This window comes from Lichenibacterium dinghuense (assembly GCF_021730615.1).
Classification (GTDB): Bacteria; Pseudomonadota; Alphaproteobacteria; order Rhizobiales; family Beijerinckiaceae; genus Lichenihabitans; species Lichenihabitans dinghuensis.
Window position 1 is genome coordinate 4,113,446 of sequence record NZ_JAJLMN010000001.1, and the last position, 13,641, is coordinate 4,127,086.

The window sequence follows — 13,641 nt, forward strand, 5'->3', positions numbered from 1 at the left end:
CGGACTGGGGGCGGCCGCGGGCCTCCCCGGCTGCCCGGCCTGTCGTGCCGCGGCGGGGCCGTCGCCGATGGAGCATGGCGGCCCTAGCCCTCGTTCCGCGCCTGCGCGACGCCGGGCCTCGCGGGGCCGCCGCCGCGCAGGCGCCGGCGCAGCCGGTCGATCCGCGCCCGCGCGCCGGGGTGCTCGCGGAGCCTCGCCTTGGCGAAGGCGGCCGCGCGCAGGGCCGAGGCGAAGGCGAAGCCCTGCGGCGACAGGGGCTGCACGACCTCGTCCAGCGTTTCGCGCACGAGGCCGAACTCGCGCTTGTAGGGCAGGTCCCCCACGCTGAGGTCGAAGTAGGTGAGGCCCCGGCCTCGTGCCCATTGCAGGGCCTCGGCCACGATCTGCACGCCGGGCGAGGCGGTCCGCCAGGCCTTGTCGTCCGACATGGTGAGGATCAGCCCCTGGAAGCCGGCCCCGTGTTCCAGCCCGTAGAAGGTCGCCACGGGACCGCCGTCGACGGACAGGACGAAGAGGCGGACGGGGCCGCCCTCGAGGCCCGCCAGCGCCGCCGAGCGGTAGAAGCTCTGGATCCGAGGCTGCACCAGGAGGTCGAAGCGCCCCATCTCGGCGAAGCGCCTGGTCCGCTGCTCGACCAGCGCGGCGAAGCCGGCCTCGACCTCGGCCGGCGTGGACGCGCGGCTGAAGCGGAGCTCGCCCGCGCGCTCGAGGCGGCGCCGCTGCTTTCCCATGTCCCTCAGGGTGCTCGACCGGCAGAGGCGGCGGAGCAGGGTCTCGGGATCGCCGTCGATGGCGCTGCCGAACGCGGGGATGTCCGTCGGGCGGCGCTGCGGGAGCGCCGCCAGGGGGTTGGCGCGCCGCCCGACCGTCGCGGGGATCTGCCCGATCTGGATGAAATCCGCGCGGGGGAGCACCTCCTTCACCGCCGCCCAGGCGGCGCGGCAGTCGTCGGGCGACAGGTCGGGGCCGTCCGCGAGCGCCGGGGCCGCGTAGTCGCAGACGCCGAAGCTGAACCAGCCGATCCTGCGCAGCCCGTAACGGTGGGACACGGCCAGGGGCAGGATCATCGCCGGGCTCCCCGACGAGCGGTCGAAGACCTCGACGAAGAACGTTTCCGCGCCGGCCGCGAGGTGGGCGGCCACATCGCGCGTCCAGCCGAGGCTCTGGCAGGGATGCGCGGTCCCGCCCGCCTCCAAGCGCCGCCAGATCGGCGCGACGTCGTCGAGCGACGCGTGGAGACGCGCCTCGAAGCGCGCCTCGGCGACCGCGGAGCCTCTGTGGTTTCGGGTGGTCATGCTGTCATCGCTCGTTCGGTCGAGGGCGTCCGCGGCATGGAAAAAGGGACCACGGCTGCTATGGCGGCACCGCCCGACAGGGGATCGGGGACGGGCCGCCCGAGGGAATGGCGTATCTGGTGGAGGACGCGGTGGCGCGCCCGCCGGGCAGCCCAGGCCAGGTGGGCCGAGGTCCCGTAGTGCCGGGCGTAGCGGCTCATGCGCAGGCTTTCCGCGTCGTTCGCCGCCTTGATCGGGTCGGCGTAGAACGACGACACCGCGGCGCGGTCGACGGTCGGCGACGCCAACCACCGCGGGATGTAGACGGAGCGGAGGCGCTCGACGTCGGTCAGGACCTTGTTGATGCCCGTCCCCGGGATCGGGCAGGCCGTCAGGTAGGCGTCGCCCACCAGCACGATCCCGTCGCGCGCCGGCAGCTCGGCCCGCGCGAGGTCGATCGGCCGCGCCTCGACCCGCCCCCCCACGGCGAGGTCCGGGCAGATCCGCGGCAGGCGGGGCAGGAGCGCCCTCAGGCCGGCCTCGGGCTCCGACAGGAACGCTTCTGTCCACGCGTCGGCCGGGCCGCGATAGACGAAGAGGTTGGCCCGCATCGCCGACCCCAGCGGGAACAGGGTGAGGTAGGCCGCCCGCGTGCCGAATGTCTCCGCGTAGTAGGTGAGCGTCTCGAACGGGAAGGACGCGCGCGGCGACCGCATGTCGAAGCCGATCGACAGGGAGTGCTGGGGGCTGATCACGGTGCGGGTGATGCCGAGCTTGCGCCGCACCGCGTCCCCGAGGCCGGTGGACAGCACGACCAGCCGCGCCCGGACCTGCCGCCCGTCCGTCAGGCGCACGGTCTGGCCACCCGGGCCGGTGGCGATGTCGTCGACCCGGCCGATCACGGCTTGGTGGCTCGTCGACAGGTCGGCCCGCAGGCGGTTGACGAGGTCGGCGTAGGAGAAACCGTACTCGCGCTTGCGCTCGCGGCTGACCAGACGCCCGTAGCGGACCACCCAAAGGTCGTCCATGGGTGTCGCGACGCATCCGACGCTGTCTCCGAGGCCGAGGGCCTGGAACCGCTCCATCTGCCCGGCGCCCAGCTTCTCCGCGCGGAACTCCCTCGGGTGGGACGCGCGCGCGTCGATCAGCGCGACGCGGAGCCCGTCGCGCAGCAGCGCCGATGCCAGGGCCGTGCCGGCCAGCCCGGCCCCGACGATGGCGACGTCATGTATCCCGGTCTCGGCAACCATGTCGCATCCCCTTTGACGCCGGCCGGCGCCTCGCGGCGACGTCGTGACGCCAGTCTCTCGACACCGACGGCCCTTCGAAACCCGGTGCGCAGCACGAGATCGGCCCCGTCGAGGAGCCTCCCACGGATCGAGCGAGCCTCGCCGTCGCCGAAACGAGGCTCGCCGGTCCCGGCATGCCATCGCGGCATGTCCTCGAGGAGACACGATCTCCGCCATGCATTCAGGGTGGAAAGCGAAGCGATGTGCAAGACGCGGTGCACATTAACATTGACGCCGTCCTGATCAAGACTTGATCGGCGATGTCGATCGATCTCGATCACGCGAAACTAAGAAGTCGACCATTAACTACAAGTGCAAGGCCTGCATGTCATTCTCGCGCGAAAGCGTAGTAGTGGTCCGGGGTATAGCATTCGATGTCGTCGATCGTGAGGTTCGCTATGGCGCGTGTGGAGAAGACTGCGCTGGTCTGTGGGGCGGGTGGGTTCATCGGGAGCCACCTCGTGCGGAGGCTCAAGCGCGAGGGGTACTGGGTTCGCGGCGTGGATCTGAAATATCCCGAGTTCTCCGAGACAGAGGCGGATGATTTCCTCGTCGGCGATCTCCGGTCGCAGCAGACCTGTCAGATGATCGTCGATCACCGCTTCGACGAGGTCTACCAGCTCGCCGCCGACATGGGCGGGGCGGGGTACATCTTCACGGGCGAGCACGACGCCGACGTGATGCACAACTCGGCCACGATCAACCTCAACATGCTCGACGTGTGCCGCAAGCGCAACTGCAAGCAGATCTTCTACAGCTCCTCGGCCTGCATCTATCCCGCCTACAATCAGGAAGACGCGTCCAACCCGAAGTGCTCGGAGGACTCGGCTTACCCGGCGGCTCCGGACAGCGAGTACGGATGGGAGAAGCTGTTCAGCGAGCGTCTGTATATGTCCTTCGCCCGCAACTACAAGATGGCGACCCGCGTCGCCCGGTACCACAACATCTTCGGGCCGGAGGGGACCTGGCAGGGCGGCAAGGAGAAGGCGCCGGCCGCGGTGTGCCGCAAGATCGCCATGGCCAAGAGCGGCGACACGATCGAGATCTGGGGTGACGGGGAGCAGACCCGCTCCTTCCTCTACGTCGACCAGTGCGTCGAGGGCACCACGCGGCTCCTGCGCTCGTCCTTCGGCGAGCCGGTCAACATCGGCTCCGAGGAGATGGTGACGATCAACAGCCTCGTCGCCATGGTGGCCGACATCGCCGGCAAGACCATCCACGTCGAGCACATCCCGGGGCCGCTCGGCGTCCGGGGGCGGAACTCGGACAATCGCCTGATCGGGAAGGCGCTCGACTGGGCCCCGTCGTCTCGCCTGCGCGATGGTCTAGAGGTCACCTACGCCTGGATCGAGTCGCAGGTGGCGGCGACCGCCCGGTAGGGTCTCGGGCGCGGCGGCCGGCCCGCCTGCGGCGGCGTCGGAGCCGCGATGCACGACAACAGCACGAGCTTTCTCATGGCCCATGATCCCGACGTCGAGGTTTATGAGGTCGGCGGCGTGCCCGTCGCCGCCGTCGACATGGCCGGAATGATCGCCTCCATGAAGCGCTACTTCGCGCGGGGTGCTACGGCGCCCGGCGGCTTCATCGCGTTCTGCGGCGCGCATGGCATCGTCGAGTCCCAGAAGGACGCGCGCGTCAAGGACGCGCACAGGGCCGCCTGGCTCACGGTCGCCGACGGCCGGCCCCTGTTCTGGCTCGGCCGGCTGCTCGGCCATCGCTCGGTCGGGCAGGTGCCCGGCATCGAGTCGATCGAGGCGGTCTGCCGGGCCGGCGTCCCCCTCGGCTGGAAACACTACTTCCTCGGCGGGGCCGACGAGGTCGCCGAGAGCCTCGCCGCCGAGATGGCGCGTCGCGTGCCCGGCCTCCAGGTCGTGGGCCACGAGACGCCCCCGTTCCGTGCCCTGTCGGACGGCGAGGTCGAAGCCATGCGGGCCCGCGTGCGCGACTCCGGCGCTCAGGTGGCCTGGATCGGCCTCGGCGCGCCCAAGCAGGAGCTGTTCATGGCGGACCACGTCGGCCACCTCCCCGGCCTGATCGCCATGGGCGTGGGAGCCGCCTTCGACGTCAACACGGGCCGGGTGCGCCGCGCGCCGCGCGTGCTGCAGGCGATCGGCCTCGAATGGTCCTATCGCCTCGCGCTGGAGCCCCGGCGGCTCTGGTCGCGCTACTCGATGGCCGTCCCGCGCTTCCTGGGGATCGCGGCGGCGTCGCTCCTGGCGCGGTCGCGCAAGGCGGCCTGACGGAGCGCCCGAGGGGGCGGCGTTCGGCCCCTCGACGGGCTCGCCGCCGCCCCTCCGCGTGGCGCGGGTAGGACATCGACGGGTCGTCGCGCCGGCCACCTTCCTCGGCCTCGCCCATCCTGAGCGGGGCGGGACGCGTGCCGAGGTCAGCCGCCTCCGATTCCATGGAAGACAGCTCGGACCATTCAGCTCGCCGGCGATCGGTCTCGACGCGCCGCGGTCATCGCGCCTGTGCCAAAGCCTCTGCGTAGACGGCGTGAAGGTGTTCCACGAAGACGTCGAGGCGGAACCTCGCTTCGAAGAGGCGGCGCGACTCCGACTGCATGCGCGACAGGAGGTCCCTGTCGTCCAGCAGGAGGCGCAGCCGGTCCGCCAGCCGCCCGGGGTCGCGATCGATCAGGAAGCCGTTGGTCCCGTCCTCGACGACGTCCGGGACCTCGCCGACCGGGGTGGCCAGCAGGGCGGCGCCCGCGGCCGCGCCTTCGATGAGCGACATCGGCATCACCTCGCGGGCCGAGGGCAGCACCACGACGTCGGCGTCGCGCATGAGGCGGTGGACGGCATCGCTGGACCTCCAGCCGAGGACGTCGACCCGGCCGGACAGGCCCAACTCCCGCACGGACGCGCGGCACTCCTCCACGGCCCCGTTGCCGGCCACGGTGCAGGTCCAGCCCGGCACGTCGCGCAGGCGCGCGAGGGCCTCGATCAGCACGCTCGTCCCCTTGCGCGGTCCGATCTCGCCGGCGAAGAGGATCTTCAGCGCCGCGTTGCGCTTCGGGATCGCCAGGCCCTCGCCGATGTCCGGTACCCCGTTGGCGACCACGTGCACGCGGGCGGGGTCGATGCGCGCGACGTCGACGAAGGCGCGCTCCGCCCGGCGGCCGATGGCGATGACGTGCGACGCGGTCCTGGCGAGCGCGAGGGCCATGCGGGCTCCCGGCTTCCCCTTCTCGAGGTCGGCCGAGGGGAACACGCAGTGGAGGTGGAGGAGCAGGGGGCAGCCCATGAGGCGGCTCACCCCCGCGACAGCGAGCTTCCTCGGCACGCTGCCGCCGTTGGCGTAGTTGACGTGCAGCAGGTCGGGCCGCCACGTCGCGAGCACGCCGGCGATGCGGGCGAGGTGCCACGGGAAGGTCAGCAGCCACAGCAGGCCCGGCGCCTCGCCCCGGCTGACGAGGTAGCGGATCTCGAACTCGCCGTCGTCCGCCGGCTGCTCGCGGACGTAGCGGAACAGCCTGTCGATCCCGCCCCGCCCGTCCGGCCCGAGCGGGGTGACGCAGGCCACGCGCCACCGGCGCCCGGAAGGATGGCGCGGTCCGGGGAGGCGCGTGGCCGCGGGCCGGCGCTCGGCGGGCGGATCGGGGTTGGCCAGCATCTTCGCCTCGCGATCGACCCCGATGGGGTTGCTCCACGTCGGTCCCGCTCCCGGCCGTCCCCCGAGGTGGGGCGGCGCGTCGGGCTGCTCCCCGAAGGGCCTCGGCCTCGCGCGGGAGCCCGCCCACCATGCCGATCAATCTTCTCCCTCAGGTAAACGGGCGCCCGCCCGGAGACCGGGCCGGTCCGCCCCGTCGCGGCCCTGTGGACCGCTGTGCGCCCGGCCGCCGGGGCTGCAATCCTTTTTCAGCCTTTTGCTGCTCAGATCGGGGGATCGGCGCAGGCGCCCTGTGCTGCGACGCGTGTCCGAGCCGGGGGCCTCACGGACTGGACCGGCGAATCGAACGCCCATTTGGAGATCTGGATGAGCGTCGCCGAGTTCGAGCCGAGGCCGTCGGGGTGGCCCCACGCCGCGCCCGGGCCCCAGCAGCCGGCCGGCAGCGTGATCGACCTGCGGGGCCTGGTCCACATCCTGCGGCGGCGGCGCAAGCTGATCGTCGGCGCGGCCCTGGTCCTCGGCCTCGTCGCGGCCTGCGTGGCGGCAACGCTGTCGCCGCGCTACGTGGCCAGCACGAAGATCATCTTCGATCCCCGCCCGATCGCCGTCCTCCAGAGCGACCTCCAGGCCCAGGTGCAGGGCGGGGAGGAGGCTTCCGCGGAGGTCGAAAGCCAGCTGCAGGTCATCACCTCGACCGAGGTGCTCACGCCCGTGATCCGGCGGCTCGATCTCGAACACGACCCCGATTTCGGCGCGCCGCCCGCATCCGCGATCGGCTCGCTGACGAGGGACATCCGCGGCCTGTTCGGCTCGCGCGCGCCCGAGGCCGGCGACGCGGCGGCCGCGCTGGCCCTCCGGCGGCTCCAGGCGGACATCACGGTCGACCGCCTGGACAAGACGTTCATCCTGGAGATCAAGGTCCAGACGTCGTCGGCCGAGAAGTCCGCGGCGATCGCCAACGCCGTCGCCTCGTCGTTCCTCGCCGTCACGGTCGAGAACCGCGCTTCCGAGGTTCGCCGCTCGGGGGAGGGCCTCTCGGCCAAGCTCGACGAGCTGCGGAACCGCCTCGCCCGCAGCGAGGAAGCCGTGGAAGAGTTCCGCACCAAGCACGATCTCGTCGGCCCGAACGGCAAGCCGAACATCGAGCAGCAGATCGCCGACGTGAGCGCCCAGCTCAGCGCCGCCCGCGCGCGGAACGCGGAGCAGGAGGCGCGGGTCGACGTGGTCGACCGGGACCTCAAGACCGGCGTCCCCCTCGCCACGCTGTCGGAGGCCAACACCTCGTCGACGCTGACGGCCCTCAAGGCCCAGCTGACGGCGGCCCAGCGCGAGGCCTCCGAGGCGGAGCTGACCTACGGCCCCCGCCACCCCCTGCGTGTGGCCGCCGTGGCCCAGCTCAAAGCGGCCCGGGAGCACGTCCGCCGCGAAACCGAACTCCTCGCCGGCACGGCGCGCAGCGACTCCGCGAGGGCCAAGCGGTCCGTCGACATCATGGCCCGGCACCTCGACGCGCTCAAAGCCATGGAGGCCGCCGCCAACGACGACCTCGTGCGCCTGCGGGAGCGGGAGCGCGAGGCCGCCTCCGACCGCAGCGTCTACGAGACCTTCCTGAACCGGGCCAAGGAGCTGCAACAGCGCCAGTCGCTCGACACGCTCGACGCGCGCGTGCTCACCCCCGCCGTGGTGCCCTCGGCCGGGAGCGGGCCGTCGCGCATCGGCCTCGCGCTGGGCGGGGTCGTCCTCGGGGGGCTCCTGGGGATGGGCGGGGCGCTCGTGCGCGAGCAGTTCGACGACACGGTCCGCTCGCCCCAGCAGATCGCCGCCGAGACCGACGTGCCGATCCTGGCCGTCGTCCGGAACGCGTCGGACGCCGACGACCCCGGCCTGTCGGCGTTGCGCGGCGCGCTCGACGCGCGAGCCGCGAACCGGCAGGTGCGCCACGTGCTCCTCGCCGCCCTGGGCTCCGCGGGGACGTGCGGCCTCGTCGCCTGCAACCTCGCCCGGACGGCGGAACACGAACTCCTGGGCACGATCCTGGCCGATGCCGACGACGACGGCCGGGGGCTCACCCGCATGCTGGAGGACGGTGCCGCCGGGCCGGGCCCGCGCGGCTCCGCCTCCGCGGGCCTGCATGGCGAGGATCTACGCGTCCTCGACGGGATCCCCTTCGTCCCGGCGCGATCGGTGGCCCAGGGCTATGCCAGCGACCCGAACAGGATCCGCAAGACGCTCGGCGGGCTGGTCCGGAACACGCGCATGGTGCTCGTCTACGCCAGCGCGGGGCGCGCGGCCGGGCGCATCCGCAGCCTGGCGGCGGCCGTGGACGACGCGCTCCTCGTGATCGAGGCCGGCCACGCGAGCGGGGAGGAGCTCAGAACCACGCTCCGGCTCCTCCAGGCCGGCGGCCCCAAACTGCGCGGGATCGTGCTCGTGGGCGACTTCGAGTCGGTCTGAGGCGCGTCTGCGCGCGGGCGCCGGTGACGGCCCGTCTCCAGCAGGGATCGATACGGAATGGACGTCACGATCAGGACCGCGCGCCCTCTCCGGTGGCATGAGGAGCTCGTCCGGCGCCTCGAAGCGGCCGGCCATCGCGTCGCCTGGATCGCCGGCTGCCCGGGCCCGGCCCTCCCGTCGGCCGTGCTGCTGCTGTTCGAGATGGAGGGGCTGCTCTATCGGAGCAGATCCGCCCGGCTCTGGGGCGAGGCGTCTCCCCGCAGCGGCGCGGAGCCGGCGGGCTCCGGCGCGCCGGCGATCCGGATCGACCTCACGGGGCAGGGCGCGGCGACGGGCGCGGACCTGCGCGTGCTCTACGACGGGACGGCCGATCCCAACGCCGCCGTGGCGGCCCTCGTCGACGGGCGGACGCCGTGGCTCGACGTCGCCTCCGGGGACGGCGTCCTCACCGCCGGGCTGCCCGCCAGCGAGGACCCCAGCGCCATCTCCCGCGGGCTGGACTCCGTCCTGGCCCGCGCGGTCGACCTGTGCGCGCTGGCGGTCGCCCGCCTCGCGGCGACGCCCCCCGTCGATCCGGAGCGGTCCCGAGCGGCTGGGCCTGTCCCGGCTCCCGCGTCGACCCTGCGCATCGCCGCCTTCTCGCTGCGTGCGCTGCGCGGCAAGGTGCTCGACCGCCTGCGCCGCCGCGTGGCGGAGGGCGAGCGCTGGCGCGTCGGAGTGCGGAAGCTCGACGGGCCGACGAGCCTGGACCTCGGCCGCGTGCCCGCCGAGGGCTTTGATTGGCTGCGCGACGACGGGGCCAGGTTCTACGCGGACCCGGTGATGTTCCAGCACGACGGGCGGACGTGGGTTTTCGTCGAAGAGTTCCCCTTCGCGACCCGGAAGGGGATCATCTCGGTCTGCGAGATCCGCGCCGACGGGAGCCTCGGCGACATCCGCCCCGTCCTGGAGGAGCTCCATCACCTGTCCTACCCGCACCTGTTCAGGTGGCGCGGCGAGATCTGGATGATGCCCGAGAGCTCGGAGAGCCGCGACGTGGCGCTCTACCGGGCCACGGACTTCCCCTTCGCCTGGCGGCGCGAGCGGGCGCTGATCGACGGCGTCGCGCTGGCCGACGCCACGCTGTTCCGCGACGAGGCGCGCTTCTGGCTCTTCGCCGCCACGTCCGACACGCCGGGTGCGTCGTCCTGGGACGCTCTCTCGCTGTTCCACGCCGCCGACCTCGACCGAGCCTTCGTGCCGCACCCGCTCAACCCGGTCCTGGTCGACGTCCGCGCGGCGCGGCCGGCCGGGCGCCTGATCCGCCGCGACGGGGTCGTGATCCGGACGGCGCAGGACTGCGCGGGCGGGTATGGCGCCGGCATCAGCGTGGCCGAGGTCCGCAGGCTCGACCTGGAGGGCTACCGGCAGGAGGTCGTCGGGCAACTGCGGGCTCCCGCCGCCTGGAAGGCTTCGGGGTTGCACACCCTCGACGTCGTCGGGAGCTACGAGGCCGTGGACGCGCTCTCGGCGCGGGTCCCCGGTCCTCGCGCCGCGCCGTGATCGTCGGGCCCGGGTGTTGCGGGCCCGTCGGGGGCTCCGCGCTGGATCCCGCCGGAGGCCGGGCGCCCGGAACCGGGCCTCCGAAACGCGAAGCGCCGCGGCCCTTCCGGGCCGCGGCGCTTCGTCGTCGTTCCGGGCGGGAGCCGTCAGAAGGTGACGGGCTCCTTCTCCTTCTTGTCGAGGTCCTCGCCGGTCTTCTGGTCGACGGCCTTCATGGACAGCTTGGTCTTGCCGCGGTCGTCGAAGCCGACGAGCTTGACCTTCACCTTGTCGCCCTCCTTGACCACGTCGGACGGCTTGTTCACGCGGCCCTGCGCCATCTGCGACACGTGGACGAGGCCGTCCTTCGAGCCGAAGAAGTTCACGAAGGCGCCGAAGTCCACGACCTTGACGACCGTGCCCTCGTAGATGAGGCCGACCTCGGGGTCGGTGGCGATCGACTTGATCCAGTTCACGGCGGCGCGGATCTTCTCGCCGTCGCTCGACGCCACCTTCACGGTGCCGTCGTCCTCGATGTTCACCTTGGCGCCCGTCTTCTCGACGATCTCGCGGATGATCTTGCCGCCGGTGCCGATGACCTCGCGGATCTTGTCCGTCGGGATCTTGAAGGACTCGATGCGCGGCGCGAACTCGCCGAGCTCGGCGCGGGCGCCGGTCAGGGCCTTCGCCATCTCGTCGAGGATGTGGATGCGCCCGCCCTTGGCCTGGTCGAGGGCGACCCGCATGATCTCCTCGGTGATGCCGGCGATCTTGATGTCCATCTGCAGCGAGGTGATGCCCTCCGCCGTGCCGGCCACCTTGAAGTCCATGTCGCCGAGGTGGTCCTCGTCGCCGAGGATGTCGCTCAGCACCGCGAAGCGCTCACCCTCGAGGATCAGGCCCATGGCGATGCCCGCCGTCGGCGCCTTCAGCGGCACGCCGGCGTCCATCAGCGCCAGCGACGAGCCGCAGACGGTGGCCATGGAGGAGGAGCCGTTCGACTCGGTGATCTCCGACACGATGCGGATCGTGTAGGGGAACTCCGCCGCGGTCGGCAGCATCGGGCGGATGGCGCGCCAGGCGAGCTTGCCGTGGCCGATCTCGCGGCGGCCGGGCGAGCCCATGCGGCCCGTCTCGCCGACCGAGTAGGGGGGAAAGTTGTAGTGGAGCAGGAAGCGCTCCTTGTACGACCCTTCCAGGCTGTCGACGAACTGCTCGTCCTCGCCGGTGCCGAGCGTGGCCACCACCAGCGCCTGCGTTTCGCCGCGGGTGAACAGCGCCGAGCCGTGGGTGCGCGGCAGCATGCCGACCTCGGAGCGGATCGAGCGCACGGTCTTCAGGTCGCGCCCGTCGATGCGCAGGCCCGTGTCGAGGATGGAGTTGCGCACCACCTTGGCCTGCGCGTGCTTGAAGGCCTCGGCGAGCTGCTGGGCGGGGAACTTCGCCTCGCCCTCGGCCGGGGCCAGCGCCGACATCATCTTCTTCTTGGCGGCGTCGAGCGCCTTGTAGCGCTCGGCCTTGGCGGTGATCTGGTAGGCCGCGCGGATGTCGCCCTCGACCTCGCCCATCACGGCCGCCTCGACCGCGGAAGTGTCGGCCGGCTCGAAGTCGCGCGGCTCGCGGGCCGCCTTCTCGGCCAGGCGGATGATCGCCTCGATCACGGGCTGGAAGCCGCGGTGGCCGGTCATCACGGCGTCGAGCATGGTCGCTTCAGACAGCTGCTTGGCTTCCGACTCGACCATCAGCACGGCGTCGGCCGTGCCGGCGACCACGAGGTCGAGCGACGAGGTCTTCATCTCGTCGATGGTGGGGTTGAGCTTCAGCTCGTCCTTGATGAGGCCGACGCGCGCCGCGCCCACGGGGCCCATGAAGGGGATGCCCGAGATGGTGAGCGCCGCCGAGGCCGCCACCATGGCGAGGATGTCCGGGTCGTTCTCCATGTCGTGCGACAGCACCGTCACCACGACCTGCGTGTCGAAGCGGTAGCCCTCGGGGAACAGGGGACGGATGGGCCGGTCGATCAGGCGCGACACCAGCGTCTCCTTCTCGGAGGGACGCCCTTCACGCTTGAAATAGCCGCCCGGGATGCGGCCGGCCGCGAAGGCCTTTTCCTGGTAGTTGACCGTCAGGGGGAAGAAGTCCTGCCCCGGCTTGGCGCTCTTGGCCGACACGACCGTCGCCAGCACGCTGGTCTCGCCGTAGGTGGCGAGCACCGCCCCGTCGGCCTGTCGGGCGATCTTGCCCGTCTCGAGCACGAGCTTGCGCCCGGCCCAGTCGATCTCTTCGCGATTCACTTCGAACATGTTCGTCTTTCATGGCGAGCCGGATGTCGGCCATGAGCAAGACGGCGAGAGGCTGGCCTCGACTTGGAGGACGGCGCGGGTGGGATCCCCTCGGCGTCCGGCAAAGCCCGGAGTCCCCGGCCCGCCGCGTGCGGGTCCCGAGGACTCTGGAATCGAGGCAGCCCCTGGCGATCCTGCCATGACCACGCTCGCCGGTCGGGCACGACGCCGGCCCCATGCCGCCGCCGCGCTTCGGTGTTAAGTGGTCCGCGCCCTCCGGGTGGCAAGGCGCGGGAGGGTCAGCGGCGGATGCCGAGGCGCTCGATGATGCCGCGGTAGCGGGCGGCGTCCTTGTCCTTGACGTAGTCGAGGAGCGAGCGGCGGTTCGACACGAGCTTCAGGAGGCCACGGCGCGAGTGGTTGTCCTTCTTGTGAGTCTTGAAGTGCTCGGTCAGGTTGTTGATGCGCTCCGTCAGGATCGCGATCTGCACCTCGGGCGAGCCCGTGTCGCCCGACTTGGTGGCGTGTTCCTTCATGAGCGCGGTCTTGCGCTCGGCCGTGATCGACATCGTGGGTCCTTTCGGTCGTGGAGGGTCGGCCGGAGATGGCCGGGATGCGTCGCCCTGCGCGCTGCCGGGATGTCGTCCAGCAAAGCCGCATCGCCCCGTGACGGGGTGGCGGACGCGAGGCCCTTATACACGACCGGAGATCACGCGCCAGCGCTTTGACGCGCGGGCCGGAGCCGCCGTCAGCGCGACGCGGCCCCGCGGTTCATGACCAGCGTGCGGCTCGGGCGGCGCTCGACCACCACGGCGCGGGCCATGCCCTTGCGGTCCGTCGAGGTGAGGGTGATCGGCCGGCGCTTGGTCGACAGCTTCTTGATCTCGGCCGCTGCCTCCTCGACCGTCACGCCCATCAGCGAGGCGGCGATCTCGGCCTGCTCGGCGGCGTCGTCCGACAGGCCCTGCGCGGCCGCGATGGCTTCAGCGATCACCGGCGGGTCGTGCCGCACGCGGCGCGGGCCGTATTTGGTGTTCCAAACGTCGCTCATGTCCCGATTCCTTCAGTCGCCGCCAGGTTACCACCCATGTTGCACTGCAGCAATATCGCCACGGTCCGGAGCCGGTTCCGTATGGCGGCCGCGTGTCGGGCGCATGACCCCGCCCACGGACGAGCTCCGAGCAAGTTCCGCGCCCGGTCCCCCGATCC

Annotated in this window: 10 protein-coding genes; 4 read left to right on the plus strand and 6 right to left on the minus strand. The window is 71.8% G+C overall.

Going from position 1 to position 13,641, the window contains the following annotated elements; genetic code table 11:
- Positions 1–83: 83 nt before the first annotated feature.
- A complete protein-coding gene (locus L7N97_RS19570) occupies positions 84–1,295 on the minus strand; it encodes a GNAT family N-acetyltransferase (RefSeq protein ID WP_237479952.1) in 1,212 nt (403 codons plus the stop codon).
- Positions 1,292–2,524 carry an FAD-dependent oxidoreductase gene (locus L7N97_RS19575; protein ID WP_237479953.1) on the minus strand — a complete coding sequence of 411 codons (1,233 nt, stop codon included), beginning with the start codon at positions 2,522–2,524 and terminating at the stop codon, positions 1,292–1,294. The genes L7N97_RS19570 and L7N97_RS19575 overlap by 4 nt, the downstream gene beginning before the upstream one ends.
- 437 nt (positions 2,525–2,961) lie before the next feature.
- Between L7N97_RS19575 and L7N97_RS19580 the strand changes: the two genes are divergently transcribed.
- Positions 2,962–3,942 (plus strand): NAD-dependent epimerase/dehydratase family protein, encoded by a 981-nt coding sequence (locus L7N97_RS19580; protein WP_237479954.1) that lies wholly within the window; start codon positions 2,962–2,964, stop codon positions 3,940–3,942.
- Positions 3,943–3,990: 48 nt separating this feature from the next.
- Positions 3,991–4,803: a WecB/TagA/CpsF family glycosyltransferase gene (locus tag L7N97_RS19585; RefSeq protein ID WP_237479955.1), complete on the plus strand. Its 813-nt coding sequence runs from the start codon at positions 3,991–3,993 to the stop codon at positions 4,801–4,803.
- Between the two features lie 220 nt (positions 4,804–5,023).
- Here the strand turns inward: L7N97_RS19585 and L7N97_RS19590 are convergent, their stop codons facing one another.
- Positions 5,024–6,178: a glycosyltransferase family 4 protein gene (locus L7N97_RS19590; RefSeq protein WP_237479956.1), complete on the minus strand. Its 1,155-nt coding sequence runs from the start codon at positions 6,176–6,178 to the stop codon at positions 5,024–5,026.
- Positions 6,179–6,541: 363 nt separating this feature from the next.
- On the opposite strand from L7N97_RS19590, the gene L7N97_RS19595 reads away from it, so the two are divergent.
- Together L7N97_RS19595 and L7N97_RS19600 are read left to right on the plus strand one after the other, a co-directional pair.
- Positions 6,542–8,629 (plus strand): GumC family protein, encoded by a 2,088-nt coding sequence (locus tag L7N97_RS19595; RefSeq protein ID WP_237479957.1) that lies wholly within the window; start codon positions 6,542–6,544, stop codon positions 8,627–8,629.
- Positions 8,630–8,686: 57 nt separating this feature from the next.
- Complete coding sequence (locus L7N97_RS19600; protein ID WP_237479958.1) at positions 8,687–10,171, plus strand: glucosamine inositolphosphorylceramide transferase family protein; 1,485 nt, start codon at positions 8,687–8,689, stop codon at positions 10,169–10,171.
- Between the two features lie 146 nt (positions 10,172–10,317).
- On the opposite strand, the gene pnp is transcribed toward L7N97_RS19600, so the two are convergent.
- The 3 genes from pnp to L7N97_RS19615 all read right to left on the minus strand — a co-directional run bounded on the left by pnp (position 10,318) and on the right by L7N97_RS19615 (position 13,483).
- Entirely contained in the window at positions 10,318–12,453 is a 2,136-nt protein-coding gene (gene pnp, locus L7N97_RS19605; RefSeq protein ID WP_237479959.1) for a polyribonucleotide nucleotidyltransferase, read from the minus strand.
- Positions 12,454–12,731: 278 nt separating this feature from the next.
- Positions 12,732–13,001, minus strand: a complete 270-nt coding sequence (rpsO, locus tag L7N97_RS19610) for a 30S ribosomal protein S15 (protein WP_237479960.1) — start codon at positions 12,999–13,001, stop codon at positions 12,732–12,734.
- A gap of 179 nt (positions 13,002–13,180) precedes the next feature.
- Positions 13,181–13,483 carry a hypothetical protein gene (locus L7N97_RS19615; RefSeq protein ID WP_237479961.1) on the minus strand — a complete coding sequence of 101 codons (303 nt, stop codon included), beginning with the start codon at positions 13,481–13,483 and terminating at the stop codon, positions 13,181–13,183.
- Positions 13,484–13,641 lie beyond the last annotated feature (158 nt).